At 44.9% G+C, this 17,051-nt stretch carries 10 protein-coding genes; 2 read left to right on the top strand and 8 right to left on the bottom strand.

What is annotated here, in order from left to right:
* Positions 1-6,291, bottom strand: a 6,291-nt coding sequence (locus tag F6K64_RS03630) for a hypothetical protein (protein WP_287247605.1), incomplete at its 3' end; no start/stop codon positions are given.
* Positions 6,292-6,721: 430 nt separating this feature from the next.
* Between F6K64_RS03630 and F6K64_RS03625 the strand changes: the two genes are divergently transcribed.
* Positions 6,722-8,011, top strand: a complete 1,290-nt coding sequence (locus tag F6K64_RS03625; RefSeq protein ID WP_008186656.1) for a glucose-1-phosphate adenylyltransferase — start codon at positions 6,722-6,724, stop codon at positions 8,009-8,011.
* A 422-nt stretch (positions 8,012-8,433) separates the two neighbouring features.
* The gene (locus tag F6K64_RS03620; RefSeq protein WP_008186657.1) at positions 8,434-9,459 is read left to right on the top strand and encodes a DnaJ C-terminal domain-containing protein; all 1,026 of its coding nucleotides are present in this window, start codon (positions 8,434-8,436) and stop codon (positions 9,457-9,459) included.
* 101 nt (positions 9,460-9,560) lie between these two features.
* Here the strand turns inward: F6K64_RS03620 and F6K64_RS03615 are convergent, their stop codons facing one another.
* From F6K64_RS03615 to F6K64_RS03585, 7 genes are all read right to left on the bottom strand, one after another.
* Positions 9,561-10,106 (bottom strand): peroxiredoxin family protein, encoded by a 546-nt coding sequence (locus tag F6K64_RS03615; RefSeq protein WP_008186659.1) that lies wholly within the window; start codon positions 10,104-10,106, stop codon positions 9,561-9,563.
* 485 nt (positions 10,107-10,591) lie between these two features.
* Positions 10,592-11,548: an NAD-dependent epimerase/dehydratase family protein gene (locus F6K64_RS03610; RefSeq protein ID WP_008186661.1), complete on the bottom strand. Its 957-nt coding sequence runs from the start codon at positions 11,546-11,548 to the stop codon at positions 10,592-10,594.
* A gap of 142 nt (positions 11,549-11,690) precedes the next feature.
* Entirely contained in the window at positions 11,691-12,635 is a 945-nt protein-coding gene (locus tag F6K64_RS03605; protein ID WP_008186663.1) for a glycosyltransferase family 2 protein, read from the bottom strand.
* Positions 12,636-12,709: 74 nt separating this feature from the next.
* On the bottom strand, positions 12,710-13,624 hold the full coding sequence (locus F6K64_RS03600; RefSeq protein WP_044493912.1) for a glycosyltransferase family 2 protein: 915 nt from the start codon (positions 13,622-13,624) through the stop codon (positions 12,710-12,712).
* 2 nt (positions 13,625-13,626) lie between these two features.
* On the bottom strand, positions 13,627-14,661 hold the full coding sequence (locus F6K64_RS03595; RefSeq protein WP_008186668.1) for a polysaccharide deacetylase family protein: 1,035 nt from the start codon (positions 14,659-14,661) through the stop codon (positions 13,627-13,629).
* Positions 14,658-15,395: a methyltransferase domain-containing protein gene (locus tag F6K64_RS03590; protein ID WP_131827040.1), complete on the bottom strand. Its 738-nt coding sequence runs from the start codon at positions 15,393-15,395 to the stop codon at positions 14,658-14,660. The genes F6K64_RS03595 and F6K64_RS03590 overlap by 4 nt, the downstream gene beginning before the upstream one ends.
* Positions 15,392-17,035: a glycosyltransferase gene (locus F6K64_RS03585; protein ID WP_008186673.1), complete on the bottom strand. Its 1,644-nt coding sequence runs from the start codon at positions 17,033-17,035 to the stop codon at positions 15,392-15,394. Before F6K64_RS03585 ends, F6K64_RS03590 begins: the two co-directional genes overlap by 4 nt.
* Between the last annotated feature and the right edge of the window lie 16 nt (positions 17,036-17,051).

Genomic DNA, 17,051 nt, shown 5'->3' with positions numbered 1-17,051 from the left:
TGGGATAATCAGAGTATCAGGATATTTGACCTCATCCCCGGTGTTGGTAATGGCGTAGCTGATGGTAGTGTTATGGTCACCTTCCACACTCTCGTCATCCACCGCCTGTACCGTAATGGTTGTGGGGGTGGTATCCGTTAGGCTGACCACTACTTCGTTGTCGTAGCTCTCCCCATCGAGACTGATTTCACTGTTGTCATCGGCAGTAATAGTGATTTCTACTGCCCCAGCTGGAGCAGTATCAAGAGCAATGGTATAAGTGCCAGGCTCTCCTGCTTCTGCGATCGGGGAAATTTCCGTGATCAGGACTTGACCAGGAACAACTGCGTCATTATCAGTAATGGTGATCTCGGTGACTGGGATAATCAGAGTATCAGGATATTTGACCTCATCCCCGGTGTTGGTAATGGCGTAGCTGATGGTAGTGTTATGGTCACCTTCCACACTCTCGTCATCCACCGCCTGTACCGTAATGGTTGTGGGGGTGGTATCCGTTAGGCTGACCACTACTTCGTTGTCGTAGCTCTCCCCATCGAGACTGATTTCACTGTTGTCATCGGCAGTAATAGTGATTTCTACTGCCCCAGCTGGAGCAGTATCAAGAGCAATGGTATAAGTGCCAGGCTCTCCTGCTTCTGCGATCGGGGAAATTTCCGTGATCAGGACTTGACCAGGAACAACTGCGTCATTATCAGTAATGGTGATCTCGGTGACTGGGATAATCAGAGTATCAGGATATTTGACCTCATCCCCGGTGTTGGTAATGGCGTAGCTGATGGTGGTGTTATGGTCACCTTCTATACTCTGGTCATCCAGCGCCTGTACCGTAATGGTTTTGGCGCTGGTATCACTCAGACTCACCACTACTTCGTTGTCGTAGCTCTCCCCATCAACACTGATTTCACTGTCTTGATCCGCAGTAATGGTGATTTCTACTGGTCCAGCTGGAACAGTGTCCAGAGCAATGGTATACTCCTGTGCCTCTCCTCCTTCCGTCAGAGGGGAAATCTCGCTGATCAGTATTTGACCAGCAGCATCTGCGTCATTATCAGTAATGGTGATCTCGGTGGCTGGGATATCGAGAGTATCAGGATATTTGTCTGAATCCCCGGTGTTGGTAATGGCGTAGCTGATGGTGGTGTTATGGTCACCTTCGACAATCGTGTCATCCAGAGCCTGTACTGTAATGGTTGTGGGGGTGGTATCCGTTAGGCTCACTACCACTTCGTTGTCGAAAGTCTCCCCATCGAGACTTATTTCACTGTCTTGATCCGCAGTAATGGTGATTTCTACTGGTCCAGCTGGCTCAGTGTCAAGAGCAATGGTATAAGTGCCAGACTCTCCCGCTTCCGCGATCGGGGAAATCTCCGTGATCAGCACTTGACCAGGAACAACTGCCTCATTATCAGTAATGGTGATCTCGGTGGCTGGGATATCGAGAGTATCAGGATATTTGTCTGAATCCTCGGTGTTGGTAATGGCGTAGCTGATGGTAGTGTTATGCTCACCTTCGACACTCTCGTCATCTACTGCCTGTACCGTAATGGTTGTGGGGGTAGTATCCGTTAGGCTCACTACCACTTCATTATCGAAGCTCTGCCCATCGAGACTTATTTCACTGTTGTCATCCGCAGTAATGGTGATTTCTACTGCCCCAGCTGGAACAGTGTCCAGAGCAATGGTATACTCCTGTGCCTCTCCTCCTTCCGTCAGAGGGGAAATCTCGCTGATCAACACTTGACCAGGAGCAATATCATTATCAGTAATATTGGCAGTGAATTCTGCAACTAAGCCAACAGCATAGCTTGGATCATCGGAAACCGTAATTTCGTGCCTGATTTGACTGCTGTGCTCTTCTTCAACTTGCTCATCATCTACCGGCTGCACCGTGATTTCTTTTTCCAGAGTCTCAGCGTTGAGAGTAATGACTTGCTCTTTGGCAAACTCTTCATCATCTACCTTGATTACACTCTGGTCATCAGCAGTGAGCTTAACTGTTACATCCCCAGTGGGTCGGGTACTTAAGGCAACTGTGTAAATTCCCTCTTGACCCTCTTGGACAGATACAAGATCATCGATGAACACGATTCCAGGGTCATCGTCTGCAATATTGGCAGTATATGATGGGCCTTGTCCGATAGGATAGTTCTCAGAATCTTCTGTATCGCTAACTCTGTGAGTGATGGTGCTAGTGTGAACACCTTCTACCAGAGCATCCTGAACTGCTCGTACCCTAATGGTTTCTTCGAGTTTTTCTGGGTTGAGGTTAATGATTCGCTGAGAGCCAAAGTTGATGCCATCGAGACTAATTGTACTCTGGTTATCAGCTTGGATAGTAATTTGTACTGCTCCAGTGGGAGGAGTATTCAAAGAAACTGTGTAAGTGCCTGAACCATTGTTTTCAGTGATCGTGATGGCCTGGCTGAAGATCAGCCCAGAGTCATTATCAGCAATATCGACAGTGACTTCTTCTGGTAGCTCGCCCAGGTCATAGTCTAGGTCTTCGGAAGCAATTTCATGGCTAATTTTGCTAGTGTGATCACCTTCGACCTGATCATCATCTAATCCCTGTACTGTAATTTCTTTTTCCAGGGTTTCAGCGTTGAGGATAATCTCTTGCTCAGGGGCAAACTCTCCGTCACCCACTTTGATTAGACTCTGGTCATCGGCTGTGATAGTGACTGTTACGTCACTAGTAGGCACAGTGCTTAAGCCAATTGTGTAAGTATCTTCTTGAGCTTCCTCAACAGACAAGGTGGTCTTACTGAAAACAATCCCAGGGTCATTATCTGTAATTGTGGCACTGAAGGAGCCGCTAGTTCCTAGAGGATAGTTAGTGGTATCTCCGGTTTCAGTCACTTTGTGGCTGATAGTGCTGGTATGAATTCCTTCAACCAGATCGTCATCAGCGGCTTGTACACTAATGGTTTCTTGGAGTTTTTCTGGGTTGAGAGTAATGACTTGCTCAGAGGCAAACTCCCCTTCACTTACCTTGATTAAACTATCGTCATCAGCGCTTAGAGTAACAGTTACCTCTCCGGTAGGCACAGTATTTAAAGCAACTGTGTAAGTTCCTTCCTCACCGCCTTCGATAATTGCGATCGCACCACCAAAAATTAGTCCAGGGTCATTGTCAGTAATGTCGATAGTAACATCCTTGATCTCCTGGCCTAGAGGATAATTGGTAGTATCACTTGAACCAGTAATTTCATGGCTGATAGTGCTGCTGTGGTCGCCTTCCACAGCGGTGTCATCAACCACCTGGACTGTGATAGTTTGTCGTGTAGTTCCTTGGAGCTGGATCGGAAGGCTAGGAGCAAAGTTTGTACCATCTGTGCTGATTCTAGTCTGTGGATCAGCGGTGATAGTGACTTCTACTGAACCACCTCCCACAGGAGGAGTGTTTAAACCAATTTCGTAAGTCCCGATATCCCCTTCAGTGAGATCGAGATTACTGATGATAACTACTCCAGGCTCATCATCAGTAATCTCAGCTATAACATCTGGAATTTCCAGATCCAGGGGATAGTTTGTGATGTCTTGGGATTCAGTAATCTCGTGGCTGATGGTGCTGTCGCGAAGACTCCTAAATTCAGCATCATCCTTACCGCGCACGGTAATGGTTTTAAGGGTCAGGTCACTGAATGTAACATCTTGAGTGGAAGCAAAGCTAGTACCATTATCAATACTGATTTCAGTCTCATCATCAGCTGTGATAGTAACTTTGACATCTCCAGTAGGCTGAGTGCTTAAACCAATTTCGTAGGTATCAGTACTGCCTTCAGTGACCTGAGGAGTACCAATGATAACTATTCCGATATCATTATCAGTAATTGTGGCAGTGACATCCTCAATGGGTGTGTTCTGATCGGAATAGTTTGTATCCTCTGAAGCAATGCTGTGGGTAATGATGCTGCTGTGAATCCCTTCCGGCGGCTGATCATCTACCGCCTGCACCTTGATTTCTTTTTCCAGTGTGCTTTGGTTGAGGGTAATCACCTGCTGTGATGCAAACTCTTCACCATCCACACTGATCAGACCTTGCTCATCCGCTGTAATAGTAACCGTTACATCCTGGGTAGGCTCGGTGGTTAAACTGATGCTGTAAGTACCCTCTTGACCCTCTGAGAGGGACAAAGACTTATTGGAGATAATCATTCCAGGGGTACCATCCTTAATCTCGATATCAGTAGACCATGTTCCCTGTCTTTCAGGATATTGCGGATCCACAGAATCGGTAATTTGGTGAGTGAGGGTACTGGTGTGAAGACTTTCTACCTTGTCGTCTGTTGTACCTCGCACCGTGACAGTGGTTGGTGTAGTGTCACTAAGTTGGATATTTCGACTGGTGCCAAAGTTTAAGTTGTTCTGATCCAGAGCAAGTTCACTTTCCCCATCTGTGGTGATAGTAACTCTTACGGGGTCAGTGGGGGTGGTACTTAAGGCAACTTGATAGGTTGTCAAGTCTCCACCTTCCTCAGTGGGCTCGGTTGCTGGAGTGATGATTAGACCTGGGTCATTGTCAGTAATAGTGACAATGACATCTCCAACCTTACTATTTATTTTAAAATCTGAGCCATCCGGAGCCTCAGTAATGGTGTGGGTGATGGTGCTGGTGTGAGCTCCTTCGACGGTTGAGTCATCCTTAGGCTTGACGGTGATAGTTTTTGCCGATGTGTCACTGAATCTAACCACTTGGCTGTCGGCAAATGTGGTACCTCCTTCAATACTGATCAGACTCTGGTCATCAGCCTGAATAGTAACTCTTACATCTCCACCGGGATTCTGTAGTAATCGAAGTGTGTATTTCCCTTCATTACCCTCTTCAACACTATCTTCAACACCAGTTTGACCAAGTGGGGAAGTATCAAAAAAGAAAAGGTCAGAGCTATCATCAATAATCTCAATGGTAGCGTTATCTATTGTGGTTGTAGGATAGTTGTCGGTATCGTCTGTAGCACTGATTGTGTGGGTGATTGTACTTTCGTGAGGAGTCCCTTCTGATGGGTCGTTATCTTCAGTAGCCTGCACCTTAATGGTTTGGGGTGTAGTATCGCTAAGTGTGATAGTTCCCTGGTCTACAAACCCAGTCCCATCCGGCAATTTGATCTGACTATCGTCATCAGAATCAAGGGTGATTGTTACGTCCCCAGTAGGATTGGTGCTTAAAGCAATGGTGTATTCATTTTCGTCACCTTCTTGAATCTGACCAGTAGCTTGGGTGATGATTACCCCAGGATCATTGTCAGCAATAGTGACAGTGACGTCTCCAACCTTGCTCTCTTCAAAGTTTGAACTGTTTGAATTAGTAATTTCGTGGCTAATGCTGACTTTTTGAGGTCCGGTGACATCTGAGTCTTCAGTAGCCTGCACCGTGATAGTTTTTTCGGATGTGGTGCTATTGAGGTTGATGACTTGCTCGGAAGCAAATTCTTGGTCATCTTCTACCTTGATTAGACTCGACCCATTGGCTTTGATGGTGACTTTTATGTCTCCTGCATCAAGCCCGTCTGCTTTAATGGTGTACGTACCCTCTTGACCCTCTTCAATAGACAAAGTTTGGTTATCGAAGGTGAGCAGATCTGGGTTATTGTCAGTAATCCTGGGAAAGACCTGTCTAGTTTGACCTGGAGAATATTGTGCTTGTGTTGCCTCGGATTCAGTAATAGTGTGGGTGATGGTGCTGTTGTGCTCACCTTCTAAGGTGTTGTCCTGAATCCCCTGCACCGTGATTTCGGTGGTGAAGTCGGTTTCGTTAAAGGTTATCTCTCCGGAAGAGACAAAGGTGTTGCCCCCATCTAAACTAAATTGACTCTGACCATCACTAGTTTCGATTTCGACTGTTACGTCTCCATCGGGTGCGGTACTCAACCCAAATTCATAGGTACTATTTTCACCCCCTTCAATCGGTGTGGGGGTGCCTTGGATATATAGCCCTGGGTCATTATCGGTAATTTCAAGGGTGACACCAGTAAGTTCAGTATTTACGGGATAGTTGGTTTCGTCCTCTGTGGCTGTAACAGTGTGAGTGATGGTGCCGGGGTGAATACCTTCAGGAGTAGCATCATCTATAACCCGCACCGTAACAGTTTTTTCTGAGGTGTCACTGATTACGACGGTGTGTTGGGTTCTGAACCCCTGACCATCCACATTGATTTGACTCTGCCCATCAGTTCTGAGGGTAACAGTCACGTCTCCAGTTGGCGGGGTGTCTAAGGCAATAGTATATGACTGGTCAGCACTAGTTTCAGTAAGCTCGATAGTTGTCTGTGAGAGAATAAAGTCTGCCATAGTGATTCAAAATGTTTAGTTAGTTACCTATAGCAATAGCTAGTACCAATTGCTAATTAGGGATAGCTGCATCAGAATTGGCTTGGGGTTTGGGTCAATAGGAATTGGCTAAAGCGATTTCGGACACCCACTGGTATAGGTGTCGATCTGAGTTATCCATCCTCTGGCAATACAAATGCCCGACCGGGTTTCAATTTGTCTTAAAACCTTTCCCCAATTAATTTGACCCAGCGATTTTATTGTCTTCCCCTTGACCGATTTCTGTTCACCGGGAAAGTACCGAACTTACTGTGGGGCTAACTAGGGATTTTACATAGACTTCTCGAAAACTTTGCGTTTATAATAAATTACTGGCTTACCCCCCTTGAAAACTGCCCCACACCCATCAGAGACTGGAGTTGTTCAGGCATGAGCATTTCAGAGGTGTTTTGTGAAAAAAGTTTTAGGAATCATTCTCGGTGGTGGCGCAGGAAGCCGCTTATATCCACTAACCAAGCCCCGTGCTAAACCAGCAGTGTCATTGGCAGGTAAATACCGCTTGATCGATATTCCTGTCAGTAACTGCATTAATTCTGAGATTTACAAAATCTATGTCCTAACCCAATTTAACTCAGCATCTCTCAATCGCCACATTACCCGTGCCTATAATTTCTCTGGCTTCACAGAAGGGTTTGTTGAAATTCTACCAGCCCAAAAAACTGCGGAAAACCCAAGCTGGTTTCAGGGAACAGCAGATGCAGTTCGTCAGTATCTATGGTTATTTAATGGCTGGGATGTTGATGAATACCTAATTCTATCAGGAGACCACCTCTACCGGATGGACTATCGCTTATTTGTCCAACGTCACCGGGACACTGGAGCGGATATTACTCTCTCGGTTGTACCTATTGATGAGACACGGGCATCTAGCTTTGGCTTGATGCAAATTAATGATCGGGGCAAAGTGATTGACTTTCGGGAGAAACCCACAGGGGAATTGCTCAAACAAATGCAAGTGGATACTACTGTGCTTGGACTTACACCAGAAGAAGCCAGAAATAGTCCTTACATTGCTTCTATGGGAATTTATGTTTTTAGTAAAGCAGTGATGAAAGAAGTGCTCGAAGCTAATTCTGAACACACAGACTTTGGTAACGAAGTTATCCCAGCCTCGATGCCAAAGTATAACATTCAAGCTTATTTATTTAATGATTATTGGCAAGATATCGGCACTATTGAGGCATTCTACAATGCTAACTTATCCCTGACTCGTCAACCATCACCATCGTTTAGCTTTTATCAGGAAGATGCTCCGATTTACACCCGCGCCCGTTATCTACCGCCCTCAAAGCTTTTAGACTGTCGGGTAACAGAGTCAATAATTGGGGAAGGGTGTATTCTCAAAGACTGCCGCATTAATAACTCGGTATTGGGATTGCGATCGCGAGTGGAAGCTGGAACAGTTATCGAGGACACTTTAATTATGGGGGCTGACTACTATCAATCTTTAACAGAACGTCTCTCAGCCCAAGAACAAGGCCAAGTGACTTTAGGGATTGGTAAGGATACCGTTATTCGTCGTGCAATTATCGATAAAAATGCTTGTATCGGTAACAATGTCAAAATCTTTAACAAGGATCGTGTAGAAGAGGCCAACTGCGAAAGTGAGGGATTTTATATTCGTAATGGCATTGTTGTAGTGCTCAAAAATGCAGTAATTCCCCATGGAGCCGTGATTTAGTCCTATGGGATGGAAAGGGTAAGTTAATCCATATCAAAATTAGGCGCGCTGTAAGCATATGCGCTACGCGCACGCTACGCGAACAGCCCTTAGCGGTCAGCCGTCAGCCCTTACACGCTTACTTTAGACAGGCTTACCCTAAGGATTAGGGATTAGACACCCTTAGGCTAGGCATTAACTACTAAAACCATTCACCATTAACCATTAGCCATTAGCCTAAGACCTTGCTACCTAAGACCTTGCCCTAACCCTCAAAACACCCTTGACAGAGTATTACCATGTACGGAAATTGCGATCGCACCAGTGAGGAAGAACCGAACTAAGTTTACTTGAAACCTTTGTTACCCTGGCGTTGAGGTAGATAAACCATAATCGGCAATAACTGACCCCTTACGATCTTAGACGATTAGGAGACACTCTTGATGGCTGCGACCGACTTCAAAGACTATTACTCCATCCTAGGAGTCAGCAAAACTGCTAGTGCTGATCACATTAAAAAGTCCTTCCGGCGTTTGGCCCGGAAGTACCACCCAGACCTGAATCCTGGTGACAAACAAGCCGAGGCTCGCTTTAAGGAAGTCAATGAAGCCTACGAAGTGTTATCTGACTCGGACAAACGGAAGAAATACGATCAATTTGGTCAGTACTGGAAGCAAGCGGGACAAGGATGGTCTGGTGGTAGTGGAGTCGGTGTTGATGTTGGTGGCTTTGATTTTAGCCAGTACGGCAGCTTTGACGAGTTCATTAATGAATTGCTGGGTCGCTTTAGCACTGGTGCGCCCGGTGGTGCTGGCAGAAGTAGTCATAGCTACTCCTACAGTACAAGTACTTCTAGCTCTAATGGGTTTAATGATTTTGGTGGTTTTGGTGGCTATAGCAGCACGTCAGGCTTTAACAACACTACGGGAGCAAGTGCTGACCGGGAAGCAACCATTAGCCTCAGTTGGTCTGAAGCCTTTAATGGTGTCCAAAAACGTTTCAGCCTAGGTAATGAAACTATAACTGTCAGGATTCCCCCTGGTGCCAAACCCGGTAGTCGTATTCGGGTGCGAGGCAAGGGTCAGGTCAACCCCCTGAATGGGCAAAAGGGAGATTTGTATTTGAAAGTAGAACTCAAATCTCACTCTTTCTTTGAGTTCGATGGTGAGAATCTAGTTTGCGAAGTGCCAATCACACCAGATGAAGCGGTTTTGGGTGGGTCAATCGAAGTACCAACTCCAGATGGCTCTGTGAGTATGAATATTCCTGCTGGTATTCGTTCTGGTCAATCTCTGCGACTACGGGGTAAAGGCTGGTCTTTACCTAAGGGTGGACGTAGTGATCAGTTAGTGCGAATTACGATAGTAACTCCGAAAAACCTCACCAATCAGGAGCGGGAGTACTATGAAAAAATCCGTGAAAGTCGCCGCTTCAATCCCCGCAGTCATTTGTCCCAAGTTCGACTGTGATTATATCTAGCAGTGCTCAATTGGGTGATAGACTTTCCTGCTGGGTTAATGGGAGTAGGGAGTAGGCAGTAGGCAGTAGGGGTAAGACAATTGAAGGTACCTCATAAGAGGGTGTCGATGGCATTTAGGAGTGTTTCTACTTCGGCATTTGAATTTAGGAAAGAAAATAGATGTTGAAAGCGGAGTTTTCCTAGCTGATCTAAAAGAAATTGGCCAGGTAGGGGAGCACCAAGTGCTTGACCAAGGTTATAGGCGCGAAAGGTTCTACAGTTGGGGTCGCTCAGCAGTGGCATTTGTAAACTGAGATCGTTAACAACTTGTTGGCTTTGCTTGATATCTGTACTCGTAATCATTAACACCTCAACCCCTTTCTCAGTGAAACGTTGGTAGTTCTCATTGATGTTTTTGATGTGAGGGAAGCACAGGGGACAGTAATGCTTTTCTGTGAAAATGCGGGTGAATGCCAAGATGACCGGTTGTTTGCCCTGATAATCCGATAATTTGGTCTGACGGTTATTGGTAATATCTGGTAGCTCAAAATCAGGAGTCCTTGCTCCGAGTTGTAGCGCGTTAGTTGCTGGTACAGGCACAAAATTGTGGAAGAAGCGCTGATTGATTAAGCCACTAAAGTTAAGGTCTGTGAGCATCAGGGGTTCAATTCTCCTGGACAGGGTTAGTAAACAGCTAGAGAAAATGTCGCAGAGTCTACCAAAAACTTTTATTATTTGTTAGACTTAAATTAGGGTAACACCGACAGGGATTATTATGTAACTTAAATTAAAGCCGAAAACCAAGGGTTTAATAGTTGCGCTCTCGACCTACCGTGGAACGAACGTTTTGACATTTTTATGGCGCTCGCGGGATATTCCTGAGAGCTTTGGGAGATACCCCCTGGATGCGCAAGCATCTTGCATTGGCGGGCCAAGGTCTATCTTGGTAGACTTTGGTAGCTAAAAAGTATCGGAATAGTTTATAGTCACTGTTATAGTTTACCGATAGGCACCCTCAACTGTAGTTAGTTCAGGGAAAGCATGAATTAAGTGACTAATTTGATTACACAGACCGGAAAAGGGGAAAGAGGGGGAAGCGATGGAGATCAACGCTGGTCACCCCTTGAGAATAAGAAATCACATCAGTGATTAACCGGACTTAATTTTAATGATTCGATTAAACGCTGTAAACCTGACTCTACTGACCACTGAGCTGTAAAATCTAAACAGGAAGATGCGATTGAAATATCCGCTTGGGAATGTTTAATATCTCCAGGACGGGGAGGGGCAAATTTAGTTTCTGATTTCCACTGAGGAAAGCAAGTTTTTAGACTATCAACTAGCTGAAGTAAAGAAGTAGATTTTCCGGTGCCTAAGTTACAAATTAAGCATGAGCCTGATTCTAGGGGTGTTGTTAAAGCTTTGGCAAAAGCCCTGGCAACATCTTTGACATAGATAAAGTCTCGTGTTTGAGTCCCATCTCCGTAAATAGTTATCGGTAAACTGTGCTGCATGGCATTAACAAAGATAGAAATTACACCGGAGTATGGGGAGTTAGGTACTTGTCGAGGACCAAATACATTAAAAAATCGTAATCCCACAAATGAAAAATCTATTTGTTTGGCAAATAAACTGGCATATTGCTCGCTCACCAGTTTTTGTAAGCCATAGGGAGAAATAGGAGAAGTCTGTTGATTTTCTGAAATGGGTACTTGTGTGGGATTGCCATATACAGCGGCTGAGCTGGCAAAGACTAGTTTAGGAATGTTTAAGGTTTTACAAAGTTCAATAACAGCAATCGTTGCCGAAAGATTATTGTGATGAGCCTCTAGAGGTTGCAGCCATGATGCTGTAACGGAGGGGGTGGCTGCTAAATGGGCAATGCCATCAATTTTATTTGTAAATTTAGTTATAAAATCTTCTGGTTTACAAGTGGATATGTCTTTTTGCAGGAATTTGAGATTAGGATGCTTAGGTAGGTTTTGTAGACTACCAGTGGCAAGGTTATCAACTACTGTGATCTGATGACCTTCTGATAGAAGTTGTTCGGTAAGATGAGAGCCAATAAAACCGGCTCCGCCAGTGACAATGAAATGCATGATTTTTTATTTTTTACTAAGTAATGGTTAACGATGTAATCGGTTACTAATTAAAGATTAAATAAGTTATTTTTATTTGCCTAATTAGTGTAGAATTTACTAATCAAAATGAGCTCCAATAAGTACTCTTGATCACCTTGTCTTAAATCTGAAACCAATGGCGAACTGTTACAGGTAATGTCCGCTGTGCTATTAATCTCACCAGAAGCTTAGGTCGTGAAAGATAGTATAAGATAGGATGCTTATAAGACCAGAGTCTCTTTTGGAGAGCATCCCAGAGTTCAGTATCTTTGACCCCTTGTTGAGATAAATATTTTGATAGCCAGTTCAAGAAGGTCAGATGTGCTGGATTCAGATGACCAGGAGTGTATTTTCCTGCTTGCTCTGCCATAGAACAGCAGTTATTAGAATGCTGTCTATACCAATCCCAACAGTCACTAGTGACAAATACAGCGGCTTTGAGATATACCTTCGCGAAAAAGGCTTGATCTTCGTACATTCCCTGGAAGCTTTCTTCAAACCCACCTGTAATATCAAATAGTGTTCGCCGGATCAAAACGCTACAAGTGGCGGGGGTTCTAGCTTGACTCTCCAGCAAGAGGGTGAGCAGCCTGGGGGAGTCAAACAAAGTATCGTAGTCAGGAGCAATTTCTCGCATCAAGTCCCGATCAATATCCTGAGGCTTCTCGGTCCAGCTATACCAAAATTTAGTTAGACCACAAACTACATCTGCTTCTGGTTGTGAACTAAAAATTGCTAGTTGCTTTTCCAGTTTCTGTGGTAACCAAATATCGTCAGCATCTAAGAAGGCAATGTAGTCCCCTTTGGCATTGTGGATGCCTAGATTGCGTGTGGCACTCATGCCGCGATTCTGGTGACCCTTGTGTTCTAGATAGCTTACCTTTTCCGGGTATTGTTGGGCATACCGTTGGGCAATTGCTGTGCTGTTGTCGGTGGAGCCATCGTCTACCAGCAGCAATTCCCAGTTGTTATAGGTCTGGGCAAATACGCTCTGAATGGCTTCTTCAATGAACTTCTCAGCATTTAAGAAGATCATAATACCAGAAACCAGTGGTTTGTGACTCATTTGATCTTACTTATATTCAAGTTTATTTACTTTCCGTTAATGGACAAGATTGATGACCTGAGTTCCAAAAATTTTTAAACCGTTTTCAATATACTGAATAGTCTTTGTTTGAGCTTCCACCCGAAATACCTCCTAGACTTGGACGACAAAGAATACACAGTGGGATTCATAGCTAGTAATAGTTCCTTGATGAATACGCACCAGACTTTGATATCTTTGATTTTATGTTCAGATAAGTACTGTCCTACCCAATTCAAATAAAATAGACGTGCAACATACTCTTTGCCGGTTTTTTCTGCAATAGAACAGCAGTTGTTCGGGTGCTGTCGATACTTGTACCAACAATTGGTAACTGGAAAAACCGGTGCATGGAGACAGATCTTGCTGCAAAAGACCTGATCTTCATAAAGACCTCGGAAGTTTTCCTCAAAACCACCAACATCTTCTACAATCTGACGTCGCAACAACATCCCCGATATGCTAATCCGGCGTTTTAATAAAAGACGAAACAGCCTTGGTGGATTGATCAGGGTATCGGTCGGCACACGAACCTTTTCCACGTGATCCCGTTCTTGGTCTTCAGGATTTCCAGTCCAGCTATACCACCATTGAATTGGTCCGTAGACCATGGCAGCGTCGGGATGAGCATTCAAGAGAACAACTTGCTCTGCCAAGGTATTTGGTAACCAAATGTCATCAGCATCTAAAAAAGCAATATATTCACCTTTGGCATGGCGGATACCCAGATTGCGGGTGGCACTCATGCCGCGATTTTGGTGACCCTCGTGTTCCAGATAGCGCACCTTTTCCGGATATTTCCGAGCATACTGCAAGGCTATTTCTGTACTACCATCAGTGGAACCATCATCGACCAGGAGTAGTTCCCAGTTGTCGTAAGTTTGAGCAAAAACACTCTCAATGGTTTCTTGAATAAATGGTTCAGGGTTTAAGAAAATGATGATAGTGGAAACTAGTGGTTTGTTACTCATAATTAAAGCCATCTTGACAACCAACGATCAAAGGTTTTCCCGTCCCAATCCTGAACCTCAACACGAGGCAACAGAAAAGAGTTGCTATGTTCCTGAACCCGGTCAACAACACTACAACAGGCGCAGGTAAATCCAGCTTCTTGGATAATGGAGATAGTGTCAGCAGTGTAATCCCCATGGGGATAGGAAAAACTGGTAACTGGATGCCCTAGGATTTCCTCAATATAGTGTTTGCTTTGTTCGATTTCATCCTGCTGCAAAGCTACTGGAAGTTTAGAAAGAAATGGGTGGGTTACTGTGTGAGCCCCGACTTCAATCAGTCCCCCTTCTTCGAGATCCAACAGTTCCTCACGAGACATAGAGCGATGGGTCGAGCGACCAATTGGTTCAGCATTAGCCCACACCCTGATTGCCTCTAGCACCTTTTCTCGCTTGTGGCTAGATAAAGGATATAGCAGTTCATAAAGGGAGCGATAGAGGGTATGGCGAAGGCTGGGATCTTCTATACCTGAAGCACTCCAATGGCGATAAAAGTGATAATCAGCCTGACTGTAATAGGCGGCTTCGCCTAATTCCCATGTGTAGGTACTGCCGTTGATATTTAACTGAAGTATTTCCGGTAATATACCAGGTTGTAGTAATAGTCTATCTAGTTCATCCCACCAGAATTCACGCCTATGGCCAATTCCTCCAGTTGTTACAAAAACTGTTGCGGGAATGTCATAGCGTTTCAACAATGGTTTAGCATTGTAAAAATTATCAGCATAGCCGTCGTCAAAAGTGATAACAACTGACCGCTTTATAGTCTGGTGATCGCGAATTGTTTGTGTCAATTGCTGTAGACTCAGAGGGTAGTGATGTTTTCGTAAAACCTCTAGATGTTCAGCAAAATGCTCTGGGGTTACACATAGAGACCAAGGGTCTGAATCTACTTCAGCCACACGGTGGTACATTAAGATCAGCACACCTGGCAAAATTTTATTTTTGAGCCGCCAGGCTGTCTGTTCCAATTTCCTACTGACCTTGCCTATGCTCATGGTTTCAGCTCCTTGACGACTCTAGCCGTAATTAAGACCTGGTAGTTAGGGTCGTGATAGTTGAGTTGTGCCTGGGGCAATTCCTCAGTTACCAAGCCGTGCAGAAATGCGATCGCACTCAATACATTGCCTTGGGCTTCAACTTGCACTGGGGTTTCTCCAAAGGCTTCTTTAAAAAGCCGCTGAGTTGAGAGAGTAGTGAAACTCCAGTATTGACCCCAGCGATTCATATCATCACAGCTGATTTGGGTGATGCCTGGAACCGTGGCCAGTAGGACACCGCTGGGTTTGAGAATGCGGTGGAGGGTTTTGAGGGCGGCTGGCACATCGTAGATGAATGGGAGGGTTTGAGTTAGGATAATGCAGTCGAAGGTGTCGGATGGTAGATGGTCAGCCTTGGTTAAATCTGCCACAATCGTGGCTTGGGGATTACCCTCTTCCACATGAAGCACGTCACTCTGGGTGACGCGATCGCCACCGAATTTGTGAGTGTAGAGAGGTTCCTTAATCTCTAGTACGTGTCCTTTAATATCCTGAGCATGACGGCCAAGAAAATGCTCAATATAATATCGGTCCATAGGTAAACCCCGGTCTAGACCGAAGTCAGAGCTGATCGGCTTGACTCGTCCGAGGCTACCAAGGTTTACCCATCCTACTGGTGGGCGACCGTGGCATATTTCTCGTAGCCAGCGGTATAGAGAAATAGGCCATCTGCCAAGCTCCCTTATAGTCATGATGTCACCTCCCCTTTCACTGCCCTGACTGTAATTAAGACTTGATACTCGCGGTCTCGGTAATCAAGTTCTTTCTGGCTCAACTCCTCCATGGCTAGTCCCTGCAAAAATGCGATCGCTGCCAGTACATTGCCATGGGCTTCAACTTGAACGTTTGTTTTCGGAAATAGTTCTTCAAATAGCAAGCCTGCTGATTGAGAGGTCAAGGCCCAACACCAGTCATCACCCCAATCGCATTTAACGATTTGGCTAATTCCCGGAAAAGTGACCAGCAAAACTCCACCAGGCTTAAGGATTCGGTGGAGTGTGCCTAAAGCTGTCCGCATGTCGTAGATTAGGTGTAGGGTTTGTGTCAGGATGACGCAGTCGAAAGCCTCTGACGGGATGTGATCAGCGTTGGTTAAGTCTCCCACAAAGGTGGCTTGGGGATTGCCTTCCACGACGTGCAGTACATCGCTTTTTGTGACCTGGTCTCCTCCGAAACGACAGGTGTAGGTGTTTTCTCCAATTTCTAATACTCGTCCTTGGATGTCCTTACTGCGGTGACCAAGGAAATTTTCTATGTAGTAGCGATCTATGGGGAGACCACGGTCATAGCCAAACTCCCGACTGATAGGTGTAACCCGCCGCAGGCTGCCAAAATTTACCGATCCTACTGGTAGACGACCATGGAATATATCGTATAACCAACGGTATGTAGCGGCAGGCAATGTTAGCTTTGCTATTGGTTGCAATTGTGCTTTCAACTGTTTTTTCATAGGTTTTAAAGAATATCGAATACGATTTGTCAAATACTGCAAGGTTGGATGATTATATCCCCATAGCTCCTTTTGTAGAGCAGACCAAAGTTGAGGGTTTTTGAGGCTTCCTTTAGACAGATATTCCTTTAACCAATTCAAGAAAGTCTTACGAGCCGTATATTCTTTTTTTGTGTCTTGGGAGGTATAACAAATAGAATGTTTATGCTGACGATACTTTTCCCAACATCCACTTTCCACAAACACAGGGGTTTTCAGGAATATTTTGGATAAAAAGACCTGATCTTCATAAAGACCTCGGAATGTCTCTTCAAAGCCACCAACCTCTTCGACAATCTGCCGTTTTACCAGAAAGCTACAGATACAGGGGGCAGCGCCTCCACCTTGTATCAAGAATTTAAGTAGGGTTGGTGGCTGAATCAGAGTATTGAGTTGAACTCCCAGTTCTGGCATGTAGTCCCGCTGACTGTCTTCAGAATGGCCAGTCCAGCTGTGCCAATACAAAGTATTTCCATAAACCATAGCAGCCTCTGGATGAGACTCCAAAATTCCTATCTGTTTTTGCAGTTTCTGGGGTAGCCAGATATCATCAGCATCAAGGAAAGCAATGTACTTACCTTTAGCATTACGAATACCCAAATTACGGGAGGCACTCATGCCGCGATTTTCGTGATATTGGTGTTCTAGATAACGTATCTGGTCAGGATATTTTTCCACATACCGTTGGGCAATGGCAGTGCTGTTATCGGTGGACCCGTCGTCTACCAGCAGCAGTTCCCAATGGTCATAGGTTTGCGCAAGTACACTTTCTATGGCTTCTTCAATGAACTTTTCAGCGTTTAAGAAGATCGTAATTCCAGAAACTAATGGTTTGCTATTCATCTCATTAATTTATAAA

Source organism: Moorena sp. SIO3A2, from assembly GCF_010672265.1.
Taxonomy (GTDB): Bacteria; Cyanobacteriota; Cyanobacteriia; order Cyanobacteriales; family Coleofasciculaceae; genus Moorena; species Moorena producens.
This window is presented reverse-complemented; position numbering and strand designations above follow the sequence as displayed.

What these genes read in the sequence shown, in the direction of transcription:
- F6K64_RS03605 (WP_008186663.1), bottom strand. Translation starts at nt 12,635, where the DNA reads ATGAGTCACAAACCACTGGTTTCTGGTATTATGATCTTCTTAAATGCT.
- F6K64_RS03600 (WP_044493912.1), bottom strand. Translation starts at nt 13,624, where the DNA reads ATGAGTAACAAACCACTAGTTTCCACTATCATCATTTTCTTAAACCCT.
- F6K64_RS03595 (WP_008186668.1), bottom strand. Translation starts at nt 14,661, where the DNA reads ATGAGCATAGGCAAGGTCAGTAGGAAATTGGAACAGACAGCCTGGCGG.
- F6K64_RS03585 (WP_008186673.1), bottom strand. Translation starts at nt 17,035, where the DNA reads ATGAATAGCAAACCATTAGTTTCTGGAATTACGATCTTCTTAAACGCT.
- F6K64_RS03615 (WP_008186659.1), bottom strand. Translation starts at nt 10,106, where the DNA reads ATGCTCACAGACCTTAACTTTAGTGGCTTAATCAATCAGCGCTTCTTC.
- F6K64_RS03620 (WP_008186657.1), top strand. Translation starts at nt 8,434, where the DNA reads ATGGCTGCGACCGACTTCAAAGACTATTACTCCATCCTAGGAGTCAGC.
- F6K64_RS03610 (WP_008186661.1), bottom strand. Translation starts at nt 11,548, where the DNA reads ATGCATTTCATTGTCACTGGCGGAGCCGGTTTTATTGGCTCTCATCTT.
- F6K64_RS03590 (WP_131827040.1), bottom strand. Translation starts at nt 15,395, where the DNA reads ATGACTATAAGGGAGCTTGGCAGATGGCCTATTTCTCTATACCGCTGG.